Origin of the sequence: Haoranjiania flava (genome assembly GCF_025631005.1) — a bacterium.
In the GTDB taxonomy this organism is placed as follows: Bacteria; Bacteroidota; Bacteroidia; order Chitinophagales; family Chitinophagaceae; genus Haoranjiania; species Haoranjiania flava.
Map to the genome: position 1 here is coordinate 81,742 of NZ_JAOTPL010000010.1, position 15,189 is coordinate 96,930.

Genomic DNA, 15,189 nt, shown 5'->3' on the forward strand with positions numbered 1-15,189 from the left:
TAATTATCTTTGTGATGATGACGTGGAAGAATTATACATATGAAAACAGCGATCTGGACAAAACGTTGCAGCGCATCGACGGAAAGAAAAATCAATTAGATAAACTTCGCCCGTTGCCTGCTGTTGCTGTGAATAAGATAAAAGAAAGCCTGGCCATAGAATGGACATACAATTCCAATGCTATTGAAGGCAACACGCTTACATTGCGCGAAACACAGATGGTAATAGAAGAGGGTATAACCGTAAAAGGAAAATCCCTGCGAGAGCATTTTGAAGCAGTGAACCACCAGGAAGCCATTGCTTTTATTGAGGAGCTGGCTCATGCAAAATATGTGCTGGATGCTACAGATGTTCTGTCGCTACATGCACTGATCTTGCAAAAGATCGAAAAGGACTTTGCAGGCATGTACCGCAATATGGGTGTAAGGATCACCGGAGCTAATTTTGTATCGCCCAATGCTGCAAAGGTAGACAGCTATATGGATGAGCTGATAGAATGGGTAAATGAAAATTCCGGGTTGCATCTGCTGGTCAAAACTGCAATATTCCATCATCGTTTTGTGTGGATACATCCTTTTTTTGACGGAAACGGGCGTACAGCAAGGCTTCTGATGAACCTGCTATTAATGAAGGAAGGCTACCCGCCGGCGGTGATCTTAAAAAATGACCGTAAGAAATATTACGATGCACTGAATAAAGCAAACAACGGAGATTACAGCAAACTTCTGTTATTGGTGTTGCAGGCAGCCGAGCGCAGCCTGGATATTTACCTGGGCAACTTTGCCAATACTTACGATCAATATCAACCTATAACAGATATTGTAAACGAGCGTGATGTGCCTTACGGACAAGAATACATAAGCCTTCTGGCAAGGCAGGGTAAGATTGATGCGTTTAAAGAAGGCAGGAACTGGCTTACAACAAAAGAAGCCGTAATAAATTATATGGAAAAAAGAGAAAGAAAAAGGAAGGTGTAAGCCTTGATTTAATGTTATGATAATCTGCGCTTTGTACAGAATTACCACAATGATTTTCTTTTTGTCTGCTTTGGCTAAAAATAATCTCAAACACAAGGGCCACAAAGGTTGCACAAGGTGCACTATTTGACACGGAGATACGAATACACGAAGATTTGTTTGTGATACTTAGCAGGATTGTGGTTTGCAAAAATATCTATTTCCCGCAAAGCCCGCAAAGTTATTCACGCAAAGATCGGAAAGTAAGCAATATACTATCTCTGCATACTTTGCGCAAGTCTTCGCGCGCTCTGCGAGAAGCCTTCCAGCTTTTTTCTTCGTGAAGCTTAGTTGCCGTTGTGGTCATAAAAATAATCTGAAACACAGGGGCCACAAAGGTTGCACAAGGTGCACTATTTGCCACGGAGATACGAAAGCAAGAAGATTTGTTTGTGATACTTAGCAGGATTGTGGTTTGCAAAAATATCTATTTCCCGCAAAGCCCGCAAAGTTGTCCAGGCAAAGACCGGAAAGTAAGCAATATACTATCTCTGCGTACTCTGCGCAAGTCTTCGCGCGCTCTGCGAGAAGCCTTCCAGCTTTTTTCTTCGTGAAGCTTAGTTGCCGTTGTGGTAATAAAAATAATCTGAAACATAAGGGCTCCTATTTGCCACGGAGATACGAATACACGAAGATTTGTTTGTGATACTTAGCAGGATTGTGGTTAACAAAAATATCTATTTCCCGCAAAGCCCGCAAAGTTATTCACGCAAAGATCGGAAAGTAAGCAATATACTATCTCTGCGTACTTTGCGCAAGTCTTCACGCGCTCTGCGAGAAGCCTTTCAGCTTTTTTCTTCGTGAAGCTTAGTTGCCGTTGTGGTGATAAAAATAATTTCAAACACAAGGGCCACAAAGGTTACACAAGGTGCATTATTTGACACGGAGATACGAAAGCAAGAAGATTTGTTTGTGATACTTAGCAGGATTGTGGTTTGCAAAAATATCTATTTCCCGCAAAGCCCGCAAAGTTATTCACGCAAAGATCGGAAAGTAAGCAATATACTATCTCTGCATACTTTGCGCAAGTCTTCGCGCGCTCTGCGAGAAGCCTTCCAGCTTTTTTCTTCGTGAAGCTTAGTTGCCGTTGTGGTAATAAAAATAATTTCAAACACAAGGGCCACAAAGGTTGCACAAGGTGCACTATTGCCACGGATACATTAAGGCAAGAAGATTTCTTTGTGAACGCTGTGCCTTCTTCGTGAACATAGTGGTTAATTGCATTAACCCGATCCAGCAATATTATTCTATTGATAGAGATACCTTTTAATACTGCGTTTGGGCGTTTTGATAAACTCTTCTTTCTGTATCTGGAAGGAAGATACCTGGGCAAAAGATGGCACTTTGTGGTTGAGCGCCTGTATATTTTTCTTAAAGATTTTATTGAGGTCTTCTTCTGAAATCTTTTCGCGGTTAACTACCTCTGCATCCGGGAAAATAAGCGCCACCAGTTTATTATTCCGTTTTATGATCACGCTTTCGGCCACGGCATGCATGTTGTTTAAGATAGCTTCAATTTCGTCGGGATAGATATTCTGGCCACTGGCGCCTAACAGCATAGTCTTGCTTCGCCCTTTGATGTAAACCGTCTGGTCGGGATCCATGGTTCCCAGGTCGCCGGTGTGCATCCAGCCGTCTTCTTCAATTATTTCCTGTGTAAGCTCCGGGTTTTTATAGTAGCCAACCATTACATGCTCGCCTTTTACCATGATCTCGCCAGGCACTTTTTCGGGATCTTCCGAAACGATTTTTACTTCCAGGTTGTCAACCACTTTCCCTGAAGAACCTAATTTAAAATCCCGCCAGTCTGTGTAGCTTATCAACGGGCCGCATTCCGTCATGCCATAGCCAACCGAGTAACGGAATTTTATTTTCTTAAAAAATACTTCCACTTCTCGGCTCAGCGGCGCACCTCCTATAACAATGGCTTTAAAATTCCCTCCGAAAGCATCTGAAAGCGATTTGTTTATTTTGCGGTAAACCAGACCTCTCAATAACGGAATTTTGGTCATGATGCGCACTTTCGTCTGTACCAGCGCCGGTATGATCCTGCTTTTGTAAATCTTTTCAATTACCAGCGGAACGGTGAGTATCAATGCAGGCTTCACTTCGCCAAATGCCTGCATGGCCACTTGCGGCGAAGGGCTTTTGGTGAGAATGGTTATGTGGCAGCCGAGGGAAAAAGGAAACAGCAATTCAAAGGCACAGCCAAAAGCATGTGCAAATGGCAGTAGTGATACAATCTTGTCGCCTGCCTCCAGCGGCATGTTTTCCCTGGCAAATTTTACGTTGGAAGCAAGGCTGTTGTTGAGCAGCATTACACCTTTTACAGAGCCGGTAGTGCCCGAAGTATAGCTGATCACTGCAAGATTTTCGTTAGGTATATCCGGCAGGTCAAAGTGGCCTTTGGATACATCTTGGATGTTGCACTGCGCATAAATATCATCGTATTCATGATGATTGGTGTGCAGCGTGGCAAAGCTGGAGACAGAGAATATGCATTTGAGGTTTTGCATTACATTGTGCTCTTCGAACTTTGAGAAGATGTTGTCTTCAATATATAGTATTACAGCGTCTGAATGGTTTACCAGTTGCTGCAGGTCATCAGCCTTAAAATCGGGAAGTATGGGCACTATGGTTGCGCCGTAGCTGACTGCTGAAAAATAGATTATTGCCCAACGGGCTGAATTCTTACCGATTAGCGCGATCTTGTCGCCCTGTTTAATGCCCATTTTACGGAACATTTCATGCATGCGTAAAATAATAATACCAACTTCGGCATAAGTGAAAGATTCTCCACGGTAGTCTGTCAATGCGGGTTGCGTCCAGTTATCACAAATCGCGGTTTCTATATATTTTATAAAGTTTTCTTTAACCATATGGTTTAGGGTTTAAATTCAAAAATAAAGAAAATTATTTCAATTGTTGCAACAGCGGAATTATTTGGCTAACATAAATGTTTCTTTCAATAACCTGGCTGCAACCTTATCTATCGGCAGGGTTACCGATTGCTCTGAAAACTGCTCCACTGGCATAAACCTGTAAGATTCTGTGTTGAGGTGAATGTTGTTTCGGTCAACGCGGAATAGGGGGACGTTGCTTGTTGCTATGGCAGTGAGGCAGGGCGGAGCTACCACATAATAATAAATGGAAATAATCTGCTCCCTGTTGCCAAATACGGATGGCTGAAAATAATCGGTTGTATAAAAATGGCTGCCGATTTCCACGCTGAGGTTCATCTCTTCCAGGAACTCTCTTTTCAGGCAGTCGCGCGTGCCTTCACCAAATTCCAGCCCGCCGCCGGGAAATTTGGTGTATTCTTTTCCGTTGATCATTTCATCGCTGAGCAATACACGATCGTGGTCTATGAGAATGCCGTAAACTCTTATATTGAATGGGAATGACATGGATAAGCGGTAATATGGATGCGAATTTATTCTATTATTTCGCTGAGCTCCAGCCAGCGCATTTCTTTTTCTTCCAGCTCCTGAGCAATCTCACCGATGCGCTTGCTTGCTTTGTTGAGTAATTCATAATCGGTGCCGTCAGCTGAGAGCTGTTCTTCCAGCAAAGAACGTTCTGTTTCCAGCGAAGCGATCTCATTTTCGAGCATTTCAAATTCTCTTTTTTCTTTGAATGATGCTTTCTTTTTCTCAGCAGGTTTATGCTCCGCAAATTTTCTTGGCTGCTTTTCGGCGGCTGTTTTCTGTTTCTGCTCTTCTTGTTTCTGCCAGAGCCTGTACTGCGTATAGTTCCCGGGGAAATCGCGGATATTGCCATTGCCTTCAAATACAAACAGATGATCTACCAGCTTATCCATAAAATAGCGGTCGTGGGAAACAATTAATATACAGCCGGGATATTCAGAAAGGAAATTTTCCAGCACAGCCAGCGTTGGCAGGTCAAGGTCATTTGTCGGTTCATCCAGTATCAGGAAGTTGGGGTTGCTGAACAGAATAGTCAGTAATTGTAAACGCTTTTTTTCTCCTCCGCTCAGCGACTCCAGGAATGTGAACTGCTTCTCCGGCGGAAAGAGGAAAAGCTCCAGGAACTGCGCTGCGCTCAAGCTTCCGCCCTTGGCAAGCGGAAAGTTTTCTGCAAATGATTTTACATATTCTATCACGCGCACATTCTCTTTAAAAGTGAGCCCTTGCTGGGAATAGTTGCCGAATACAACGGTGTCGCCGACATTGATCTTGCCGCTGTCAGCTTTTTCCAGGCCCTGTAGAATATTCAGGAAAGTAGATTTGCCAGCACCGTTTTTACCCACGATGCCTATACGTTCGCCCTTGCTGAAAGTGTAGTCAAATCCCTTTAGAATGGTGAGCTCACCGAAGGATTTGTACACCTTTTTCATTTCAATGATCTTGCCGCCCAGCCTTGACATTTTCATATCGAGTTCCAGCCGCGAATCAACAATTTTCTGACCGGCTTTTTCTGCTACTGCGTAAAAATTATCCTGCCTGGCCTTGCTTTTCGTAGTCCTTGCCCGGGGCTGTTTGCGCATCCATTCCAGCTCTTTCCTGTATAAATTCTTTGCCTTATCAATGCTTGCCAGTTCACTTTCAATGCGCATGGCTTTCTTCTCCATGTAATTTGCATAATCTCCTTTGTAGGTGTACATTTCAGATCGCTCCAGCTCCCATATTTCATCACATACATCTTCCAGGAAATAACGGTCGTGCGTAACCAGCAGCAGGGTGATCTTTTCGTAATTGAGGTATTGCTCCAGCCACTCAATCATTTCTACATCCAGATGGTTGGTGGGTTCATCCATCATCAACAGGGTATGTTTTTCTTCAAAGCCAATATCTACGAGGGTTTTGGCAAGAGCAACTCTTTTGCGCTGGCCGCCGCTTAAGGTATTTACCGGCTGATCTGAAATGTTGATGTTGAGCTTGCCTATGATTTCTTTTACTTTATGTTCAAAATCCCAGGCGCCGGCATCATCCATTTTAGAGATCAGCGAAGTAAGCAATGCTGTGTTTTGTTGTTGTACAGCCTCTTCGTATTGCTTTACCAGTTGAATGGTGGGATGTTGCAGGTGCAGTATATTTTCCAGGATGGTTTTTTCTTCTTCAAATACCGGGTTTTGTTCAAATAAGGCTACAGAAACATCTTTGTGTATCCACAATTTGCCGGCATCAGGCGTTTCTTTGCCTGCCAGAATCCTGAGTAAAGTGGTTTTGCCAACGCCGTTGCGTGCTATCAGCGCAATTTTATCTCCCTCGTTGATGTGGAAGGAAATATTTTCAAAAAGGGGAGTGATTCCGAAACTTTTGGTTAAGCCTTCAGCCGATAAATAATGCATGCGGCGAAGATAGAATTTTAATGGTAAATGATCATTGTAGATTCAATCAGGATAAAGTAATTTTCAAATCTGATTAAACTATCAGTTGAATAAAAAAGCCTCAGCCGAATTACTTTAACTGAGGCTTTATACTTAATGCATCAACAGCATCTAATTCCCATATTCCGCTAAAAACTTGATGCGCATGATCTTGAGTTGTTCGTAGTCGTAATCGCCATCGGTAAGCTCCTGCTTGGCTACTTCCAGGTCAGAGGTTTCGCAGCTTTTAAAATAGTCGATAATATCTTCCTGGTCGTACTCGTCAAGCATGTCATCAATGGCATAGTTGAGGTTGAGCTTGGTGCCGCCTGAAACAATGGATTCCATTTCATCGAGCAATTCATCCAGCTTCAGATCCTTGTTTTTAGCAATGGTTTCCAGCGGTATTTTTTTATCTACATTCTGGATGATGTAGATCTTATGGCTGCTTTTGTTGGCAACGGACTTCATTACAAAATCTTCCGGCTTCTCTATATCATTTTCTTCCACGTATTTAGCAATCAGCTCTACGAATGGTTTACCGTATTTTATAGCCTTACCTTTGCTTACGCCGGAACATTTTTCCAGCTCTGCCAGTGAAGTTGGGTACACGGTGGCCATATCCTGCAAAGAAGATTCCAGGAAAAGCACAAACGGTGGCAGCTTTTTCTTTTTGGATTCTTTCTGGCGCAGCTCTTTCATCATTTCCAGCAGGGTCTCATCGACTGCAGAGGCAGTATTGCCGCCAGTTTCGGCCTCATCATCGTCGGCATTGGCTTCTTCAAAAGTATTCGCCATCACTATTTTAAAAGACACAGGCTTTTTCAGGAATTTTTCCCCGGCGGGAGTCAGCTTCAGCAGCCCGTACTCTTCAATATCTTTTCTCAGATACTGGTCCAGCAGCAGCTGCCTTATCAGCGTATTCCAGAAAAGTTCATCACGGTCGTCGCCTATGCCGAATGTTTTATTTTTTTCATGGCGGTACATCTGTACCTGTGGTGTGGCGCGGCCTATCAGGATGTTTACCACGTATTTTGTGTCAAAGCGTTCATCCAGCTCCTGCACAACTTTCAGCACTTTCAGCGCCTCGTCTTTAGCTTCTACCTTCTCTTTAGGATTGGTACAATTATCGCAGTTTCCGCAGTTCTCACTCTTCCATTCCTCTCCGAAATAATGCATTAGTACTTTCCTGCGGCAGACCGAGGTTTCCACAAATGCCAATGTTTCATTAATAAGCTGTGCTCCGATCTCGCGTTCGCTCAACGGTTTATCGCGCATAAGATGCTCCAGTTTTGCCACATCTTTGTGGGAATAATACAGGATACATTTTCCTTCGAGGCCATCGCGTCCTGCACGGCCTGTTTCCTGGTAATAGTTTTCAATGGATTTGGGAATGTTGTAGTGTATTACAAAACGGATGTCAGGTTTATCAATACCCATACCAAATGCAATGGTGGCAACGATCACCTGCGTATCTTCATTTAAAAAATTGTCCTGCCGCTCTGCCCGCAGCTTGGAGTCAAGGCCGGCGTGGTAGGCAACAGCTTTGATGTTGTTTGCCATGAGTACTTCTGCCAGCTCTTCGGTGGTTCTGCGGTTAAGTGTGTAAATAATCCCGCTTTTGCCTTTGTTCTGAGCAATGAATTTTACAATATTTTTTATGGTAATGTCTTTCTTAACCTTGGGCTGGATTTCATAGTAAAGGTTCTCACGGTTGAAGGAAGAAATAAAAATATCCGGGTCGCGCAGCCCCAGATTTTTAACAATATCGCTCTGCACTTTGGGCGTTGCAGTTGCTGTAAGGGCGATCACGGAAATGTTCTCGTCTATTGCATCCATCATTTCTCGCAGGCGCCTGTATTCGGGTCGGAAGTCGTGTCCCCATTCAGAGATACAATGTGCCTCGTCTACTGCAAAAAATGAAATAGGGATAGATTTAAAGAAGTCAAGGTTTTCCTGTTTGGTGAGTGTTTCAGGCGCTACATACAGCAGCTTTGTTTTGCCGGCTGCAAGGTCTTCTTTTACTTCCCGTAGTTGTGTCTTATTGAGCGAGGAGTTCATAAAGTGCGCCACATCATCATTTTCACTGTAGCCTCTTACCAGGTCTACCTGGTTTTTCATCAGCGCTATAAGCGGGCTAACCACTATGGCACATCCGTCCATGATCATTGCCGGAAGCTGGTAGCAAAGGCTTTTGCCGCCTCCGGTAGGCATTATCACGAATGTGTCTTTGCCGCTTAGCAGGCTGTTGATAGCTTCTTCCTGCCGCCCTTTAAACTGGGTGAACCCGAAATATTTTTCAAGATTTGTATAGATATCGTATTGGTGTGATGTCGTTTTACCGGTTGGTTTTGCTTTTGTTTTCTCTTTTGTGGAAGTTTTGGTTAATACTCCCTTTACACTTTTTGCCATAATTAATAATACATATTACTGTACGAATATTTTTCTAATTTACGACATATTCGTAAATAATAAAAAAATTTTTGATGCTTACTGATCGGCCAACACGAATTTTTTAACACATGAAATAACCATAAAGATTAGGAATCTATACCAACCGGGAATGAGTATTGAATCTAAAAAGCTGGTTATTCCATGTGGCAAACAGAAAAAATAAAAATTATACACATGAAATAACCATAAGCAAAGGTGCATACCAACCGCGGATGAATAAAGGCTATTCCATGCGACCATAAAGAAAAATAAAATATACACATGAAATAGCCATAAGCAAAGTTGCATACCAACTGCGAATGAATAAAGGCTATTCCATGCGACCATAAAGAAAAATAAAAATTATACACATGAAATAACCATAAGCAAAGGTGCATACCAACCGCGGATGAATAAAAGCCTATTCCATGTGGCCATTAAAAACAGCCGCAAAGCAGCGAACTAAAAAAACCCCGTAAGTATCACTTACAGGGTTGGTTATAATAAAATCCTAAATAAAAGACTACATACATTCGTGGAAGGTTCTTTCAATTACTTCCAGCTGGTGTGCCTTGGAAAGCCTTACAAAATTAACAGCATAGCCAGATACGCGAATCGTTAACTGCGGATAATTTTCAGGATGGTTGTAAGCATCCATCAGCAATTCCCTGTTGAGCACATTTACATTCAGGTGGTGTGCATTTTTAGCAAAATAACCCGTCATCATATCTTCCAGGTTGTCGATCTGTTCCTGCCTGGTAGCTCCTAATGCTTTCGGGATGATGGAGAAAGTATTGGAAATACCGTCTTGTGCATCTTCGTAATCCAGTTTCGCAACGGAGTTCAGAGAACTGATAGCGCCTGAACAGTCGCGTCCGTGCATTGGGTTAGCGCCCGGAGCAAAAGATTCATGAGCCTGTCTTCCGTCAGGAGTAGCGCCTGTGTTTTTACCGTACATTACGTTTGAAGTAATGGTGAGCAAAGACATGGTAGGTGTGGCGTTTTTATAAGCTGTGTGCTTGTTCAGTTCCTGTGAGAAGAAAGAAGCAATTTCCTTGGCGATGCTGTCAACCCTGTCGTCATCATTTCCGTATTTAGGAAAATCTCCTTCAATTTTGAAATCAACAGTCAGGCCTATTTCATTTCTTACAGGTGTTACTTTTGCGTATTTAATAGCAGAAAGAGAGTCAGCGATGATGGAGATGCCGGCAGCGCCGTAAGCAACGTCTACATGCGGGTTCGTATCGATCATTGCCATTTGTGCCCTTTCATAATAATATTTATCGTGCATGTAGTGGATGATGTACATGGATTTGGCGTACACTCTTGCCAGGTCTACCATTGCTTTCTTAAAGTTAGCCAGTACTTCCTCGTATTGTAGGGGCCCGTCGCTCAGCGGAGCAATACCTTGCATGATCTCGATGCCTTTTTCTTCCTCTCTACCAGTGTTAAGCGCCAGCAATAAAGCTTTTGGCAGGTTTACACGGGCTCCGAAGTGCTGGATGGATTTACCTATAGCCTGGTGAGATACACAACATGCAATACCGTAGTCGTCACTGCCTCTTGAGGCACGCATCAGATCGTCGTTTTCGTATTGGATAGAAGAAGTATCTATAGATGCCTGTGCACAGAATTTTTTAAATCCTTCGGGAAGGTCTTTGCTCCAGAGTACTGTAAGGTTTGGTTCGGGAGAAGGTCCTAAGTTGTATAATGTTTGTAAGAAACGGAAGGATGTTTTGGTAACTTTTGTTCTTCCGTCGAACAACTGTCCGCCGATAGCTTCAGTAACCCAGGTAGGGTCTCCGCCGAAAATATCATCGTAAGAGCCGGGGCGCAGGTGGCGTACCAGCCTTAATTTTACTACAAAATCATCAATTATTTCCTGGGCTTCCGCCTCTGTAAGCATACCCTGTTGAATATCTTTTTCAAAATAAATATCCAGGAAGGTAGAAACATTACCCATAGACATTGCTGCACCATCCTGTTCTTTGATGGCAGCCAGGTATGCGAAATAAACCCATTGAGTAGCTTCTTTGGCAGTAGTAGCTGGTTTGGATACGTCAAAGCCGTAAGCAGCCGCCATTTTCTTGATATCTTTCAGCGCTGCGATCTGCATAGATATTTCTTCGCGCAGCCTTACTTTTTCGTCTGTCATTTGCCCGTCTACAGCTGCTGCATCTGCCTGTTTGAATGCGATCAGCCGGTCAGCGCCGTAAAGTGCCAGCCTTCTGTAGTCACCGATAATGCGGCCTCTTGCGTAGTTGTCCGGCAAGCCGGTAACGATATGGTTGCTTCTGTAAAGACGTATCTCTTTGTCGTATGCTGAAAAAACCGCGTCGTTGTGGTTCTTAGCGTATTGAAATATTTCCTGTACTTTAGGGGAGATTTTCAGGTTTCTCTCTTCTAAAGCGCTCTCTACCAATTTGATACCACCGAAAGGTTTGATGGAGCGGCGAAGAGGTTCGTCGGTTTGCAAGCCAACAATCAACTCCTTTTCCTGGAGAATGTAGCCGGGTTTGTGGCTGGTAATGGTAGAGATTGTTTCTACGTCTACACTTCTGAGACCGTTATTTTTTCTTTCTTCAAGAAGATATTCTTTTGTCTTGTTCCATAACTCCTGCGTTCTTTCCGTAGGCCCTTCAAGGAAGGAAGCATCTCCTGTGTAAGGAGTAATATTTTCGATAATAAAGTTATTGACGTCAATTGTCTCTTTCCATCTGGTTCCCTGAAATTCAGGAGCAGTTACTTTAGTTTCTGTATTCATTTTATTGAGGATTTTTTGGTATTTTATTATAACAGTACAAAGGTAAGACGGAAAAACTAACGAAAAGATGAATTTAAAGATAAAAATAAGTGATTTATTTCATTGGAATATCCGGAAAAAATACTTATCTTTGCAGGCTTTTACTTCACTATAATATTTTCCAAGCCTTCTTCTTCAAATATCCGCACCGTGCGCTCTTTGAGTTCGGCTGTCGGCGATTGTATGCCATGTAATTTATATTCTTTGCCCAGCTCGCCGTATTTAGGCACACCCAGTGTATGATAAGGCAGCACCTCTATGCGCTCTACACCGGGGAGGGTATGAACAAATTTTGCCCAGTTTCTTAAGTCATTATCAGCATCGTTCCATTCGGGTACCAGTACATACCTGATCCACAATCTTTTATGAAGCGGTTTAATTTTTTCAGTAAAGTCAAGGATGGGGGCCAGGTGCACGCCCGTAAGTTTTTTATGGGTTTTGGGGTCAATGTGTTTAATATCCAGCAGTACGTAATCGGTATGCTTCAGCAATTCTTCCACATGTTCATTCCAGACGAACCCGTTGGTATCCAGAGCGGTATTGATACCTTTTTCATGAAGGGCTTTAAAAAGCGGAATCAGCCCTTCTGCCTGCAACAAAGGTTCGCCGCCGGAAACCGTAACACCGCCGCGCGTGCCGAAATATTCTTTCTGGCGCAAAGCCTTGTCAAGCAATTCTTCCCAGCTCATGGCAGTGCCGCCTTTAAAAGGCAGTGTATCGGGGTTTTGGCAGTAGAGGCAGCGCATTTTACAGCCTTGTGTAAAAATTACCATTCTTATTCCCGGGCCATCCTGTGTACCAAAACTTTCGATGTAATTTACCTGAACTTTTTTCATGCAGTTGAGCGTTGACAATTGAGGCGCAAAGGTACAAAAACCTTTTGAGTCTTGCTTTCTTGAAAAGTTCTTATCTTCTAAAGTAGAATTATTTTACATTTACACATGAATTTCCTGGCGCATGCATACCTGTCCTTTGATTATGAACCCTTCATTATCGGTAATATGATCAGCGATTTCGTGAAAGGAAAAAAGAAGTATGCATTTGATGATAAAATACAGGCAGGTATTCAACTCCATCGCGATATTGATACTTTTACAGACGAACACCCCGTGATCGCGGAGGCTAAGCAGGTTTTCAGGCAGAAAACAGGCTTGTATGCGGGAGCATTTGTAGATGTAGCCTTTGATTATTTTGTTGCCAATGACCTGTCGCTGAAAACGCCGCTGCAATGGCAGCAATTTTCAGAGAAGGTTTACAATGTATTGAGTAAGAATATACATATACTGCCGGAGCATTTCCTGAAAATATTGCCTTGGATGGTACGTGAAGACTGGTTGTACAATTACCGGTTTAAATGGGGCATTCAAAACAGTTTTAACCATGTAACGCGGCGCGCCAAATTCCTGGATAATGACCTGGACGTTTTTGCTGATTTTGAGGAGAACCTTGATTTTCTCCGGGAAAAATTTAATACCTTCTTTCCGCAGCTCTACCTTCATGCAAAAGATACCGTTCGTGCACTCATCAGGGAACGGGAGCTGTAATACTTGTATACATTAGCGCTATTTTAAACCCGTTTTTTCCTTCGAATTGTAATTTGAAGCATGTATCTTCGCCATCTGTTTTAACAATATACAATATCAAATGAATATAAGAATTGGTTACGGCATAGATTACCACCGGCTTGAGGCCGGGCGCGATCTGTGGATCGGCGGTATTAAAGTTCCGCATTCAAAAGGCAGCATCGGGCACAGTGATGCCGACGTATTGTTACACGCCATTTGCGATGCCCTGCTTGGTGCGCTGGCTTTAGGTGACATTGGCACGCATTTTCCTGATACAGATGCAGCTTATAAGGATATTGACAGTAAAATTTTACTCTCAAAAACTTTTGAACTGATACAAACCGAGGGCTATACTATTGTGAACGTTGATGCTTCATTATGTTTACAGGAACCTAAAATTAAGCCCTACATTGCTGAAATGCAGCAAGTGATAGCCGGGCTTTTAAACCTCGGCGTAAAAGATGTTTCTATAAAAGCAACTACTACCGAGCTGATGGGTTTTGTGGGCAGGGAAGAAGGATTAACGGCACATGCCGTTGTGCTGCTTCAAAAAATAACAGATCAAATATAGCAGGAAATAGCCATAAGCGTGCGGCATATAAAGCGTTATAATTATTTGGCTTTCCACATAGCTGTCGGAACTTATTAAAAAAAATTAAATACACGGATGAAGGTAAATATTATCAATAAATCAACAAATGCATTACCGCATTATGCCACGGCAGGCTCTTCGGGCATGGACTTAAGAGCAGATATTGCGGAACCGGTGACTTTAAAATCATTGGAAAGAAAACTAATCCCTACAGGTCTGTTTATAGAGCTGCCACAAGGTTTTGAAGCGCAGATCAGGCCGCGCAGCGGGCTGGCAGCCAAGCAGGGCATTACCTGTTTAAACACGCCTGGGACCATAGACGCTGATTACCGCGGAGAAATAAAAGTGATCCTGATAAACCTGTCCAATGAAGACCAGGTGATTCATCCTGCTGACAGGATTGCGCAGATGGTGATACAAAAAGTGGAAATGATCAGTTGGAATGAAGTGTCCGAGATCAATGAAACAGACAGAGGCGCAGGTGGTTTCGGCCATACAGGTAAAAATTAACCTAAAAATAAGCGTAGTAGCTATAAAGCACATACCAACCGCGGATGAATAAGCGAAAAGAGTTCACCGCAAATATTGCATCTGGCAACTGAAAAAACAAATAATACAAACATGCAAATGAAAAGATATATTATATTGCTGGGCGTTGCAGCATTAAGTTTTTCTGCCTGTAAAACGGTGCGTAAAACACAGGCCAATCCTGCAGTTGACCATTCCGGCAAAGTAGTGGCTGTTGACGATGCGAAGAAAGCAGAAAAAGATTATGCTTTGAAGCTGCTGAATGAAATCAGGAACAATAAGATCGATTTCAACACATTTTCTGCTAAAATCGGTTTGCAATTTCAAAGCCCTAAAATGAGTCAAAGCGCCAACGCAAACCTGCGCATGGAAAAAAATAAAGTTATCTGGATGTCGGTAACAGGGCCGTTCGGTATAGAAGTATTCCGTGCTAAGGTTACGCCGGATAGTGTTGTATTAATTGATAAGCTGCAAAGCAAGGTGATACGCAGAGATACGCGATACCTGCAGAGCCTGGTTAAAGTACCGGTAAATTTTTATGACCTGCAGGACCTGCTCGTAGGCAACCCGGTGTTTATAAACGGTGAGCCTGAAAGTTTTCAGAACTCGTCAGACAACATTCAATACACGCTTGTTGCCGATGCCATCAGGAATTTATTAACGGTAATGAAAAGCAATACCGGCGCGTCTTATGCATCTACCAGCCAGGTTTCCGAGGCCACATCATCCCGTACTGCAAATATTACTTATGGTGATTACCGTAACCTGTCTGGGAAAAACTTTTCTTATCTAAGGAATATTGTTGTGAAAGAAAACGGCGCTACCACTAAAATTCACCTGGAATATAAAGAACCTGTTTTTGATCAACCGGTTACTTTTCCTTTCAGTGTACCCAGGGGATATTCAGAAGGATAATTTTAATA

General features: G+C 42.8%; 11 protein-coding genes. 5 read left to right on the forward strand and 6 right to left on the reverse strand.

Annotated features, from left to right (window positions below; all coding sequences use genetic code 11):
* Positions 1-17: 17 nt before the first annotated feature.
* Positions 18-977, forward strand: a complete 960-nt coding sequence (locus OD355_RS08455) for a Fic family protein (RefSeq protein ID WP_263038029.1) — start codon at positions 18-20, stop codon at positions 975-977.
* Between the two features lie 1,286 nt (positions 978-2,263).
* On the opposite strand, the gene OD355_RS08460 is transcribed toward OD355_RS08455, so the two are convergent.
* The 6 genes from OD355_RS08460 to pflA all read right to left on the reverse strand — a co-directional run bounded on the left by OD355_RS08460 (position 2,264) and on the right by pflA (position 12,417).
* Positions 2,264-3,895: an AMP-binding protein gene (locus OD355_RS08460; RefSeq protein WP_263038030.1), complete on the reverse strand. Its 1,632-nt coding sequence runs from the start codon at positions 3,893-3,895 to the stop codon at positions 2,264-2,266.
* A gap of 60 nt (positions 3,896-3,955) precedes the next feature.
* Positions 3,956-4,423: an NUDIX hydrolase gene (locus OD355_RS08465; RefSeq protein ID WP_263038031.1), complete on the reverse strand. Its 468-nt coding sequence runs from the start codon at positions 4,421-4,423 to the stop codon at positions 3,956-3,958.
* A 26-nt stretch (positions 4,424-4,449) separates the two neighbouring features.
* Positions 4,450-6,327 carry an ABC-F family ATP-binding cassette domain-containing protein gene (locus OD355_RS08470; RefSeq protein WP_263038032.1) on the reverse strand — a complete coding sequence of 626 codons (1,878 nt, stop codon included), beginning with the start codon at positions 6,325-6,327 and terminating at the stop codon, positions 4,450-4,452.
* 150 nt (positions 6,328-6,477) lie between these two features.
* A complete protein-coding gene (recQ, locus tag OD355_RS08475) occupies positions 6,478-8,757 on the reverse strand; it encodes a DNA helicase RecQ (protein WP_263038033.1) in 2,280 nt (759 codons plus the stop codon).
* Positions 8,758-9,301: 544 nt separating this feature from the next.
* On the reverse strand, positions 9,302-11,542 hold the full coding sequence (gene pflB, locus OD355_RS08480; RefSeq protein WP_263038034.1) for a formate C-acetyltransferase: 2,241 nt from the start codon (positions 11,540-11,542) through the stop codon (positions 9,302-9,304).
* Positions 11,543-11,682: 140 nt separating this feature from the next.
* A complete protein-coding gene (gene pflA / locus OD355_RS08485; RefSeq protein ID WP_263038035.1) occupies positions 11,683-12,417 on the reverse strand; it encodes a pyruvate formate-lyase-activating protein in 735 nt (244 codons plus the stop codon).
* Between the two features lie 105 nt (positions 12,418-12,522).
* On the opposite strand from pflA, the gene OD355_RS08490 reads away from it, so the two are divergent.
* The 4 genes from OD355_RS08490 (at position 12,523) to OD355_RS08505 (ending at position 15,181) form a co-directional block, all read left to right on the forward strand.
* Entirely contained in the window at positions 12,523-13,125 is a 603-nt protein-coding gene (locus OD355_RS08490) for an acyl carrier protein phosphodiesterase (protein ID WP_263038036.1), read from the forward strand.
* 100 nt (positions 13,126-13,225) lie between these two features.
* Positions 13,226-13,717 carry a 2-C-methyl-D-erythritol 2,4-cyclodiphosphate synthase gene (ispF, locus tag OD355_RS08495; RefSeq protein ID WP_263038037.1) on the forward strand — a complete coding sequence of 164 codons (492 nt, stop codon included), beginning with the start codon at positions 13,226-13,228 and terminating at the stop codon, positions 13,715-13,717.
* Positions 13,718-13,813: 96 nt separating this feature from the next.
* On the forward strand, positions 13,814-14,248 hold the full coding sequence (dut, locus tag OD355_RS08500) for a dUTP diphosphatase (protein WP_263038038.1): 435 nt from the start codon (positions 13,814-13,816) through the stop codon (positions 14,246-14,248).
* Between the two features lie 117 nt (positions 14,249-14,365).
* On the forward strand, positions 14,366-15,181 hold the full coding sequence (locus OD355_RS08505; protein ID WP_263038039.1) for a DUF4292 domain-containing protein: 816 nt from the start codon (positions 14,366-14,368) through the stop codon (positions 15,179-15,181).
* Positions 15,182-15,189 lie beyond the last annotated feature (8 nt).

What these genes read in the sequence shown, in the direction of transcription:
- OD355_RS08455 (WP_263038029.1), top strand. Translation starts at nt 18, where the DNA reads ATGACGTGGAAGAATTATACATATGAAAACAGCGATCTGGACAAAACG.
- OD355_RS08460 (WP_263038030.1), bottom strand. Translation starts at nt 3,895, where the DNA reads ATGGTTAAAGAAAACTTTATAAAATATATAGAAACCGCGATTTGTGAT.
- OD355_RS08465 (WP_263038031.1), bottom strand. Translation starts at nt 4,423, where the DNA reads ATGTCATTCCCATTCAATATAAGAGTTTACGGCATTCTCATAGACCAC.
- OD355_RS08470 (WP_263038032.1), bottom strand. Translation starts at nt 6,327, where the DNA reads ATGCATTATTTATCGGCTGAAGGCTTAACCAAAAGTTTCGGAATCACT.
- recQ (WP_263038033.1), bottom strand. Translation starts at nt 8,757, where the DNA reads ATGGCAAAAAGTGTAAAGGGAGTATTAACCAAAACTTCCACAAAAGAG.
- pflB (WP_263038034.1), bottom strand. Translation starts at nt 11,542, where the DNA reads ATGAATACAGAAACTAAAGTAACTGCTCCTGAATTTCAGGGAACCAGA.
- pflA (WP_263038035.1), bottom strand. Translation starts at nt 12,417, where the DNA reads ATGAAAAAAGTTCAGGTAAATTACATCGAAAGTTTTGGTACACAGGAT.
- OD355_RS08490 (WP_263038036.1), top strand. Translation starts at nt 12,523, where the DNA reads ATGAATTTCCTGGCGCATGCATACCTGTCCTTTGATTATGAACCCTTC.
- ispF (WP_263038037.1), top strand. Translation starts at nt 13,226, where the DNA reads ATGAATATAAGAATTGGTTACGGCATAGATTACCACCGGCTTGAGGCC.
- dut (WP_263038038.1), top strand. Translation starts at nt 13,814, where the DNA reads ATGAAGGTAAATATTATCAATAAATCAACAAATGCATTACCGCATTAT.
- OD355_RS08505 (WP_263038039.1), top strand. Translation starts at nt 14,366, where the DNA reads ATGAAAAGATATATTATATTGCTGGGCGTTGCAGCATTAAGTTTTTCT.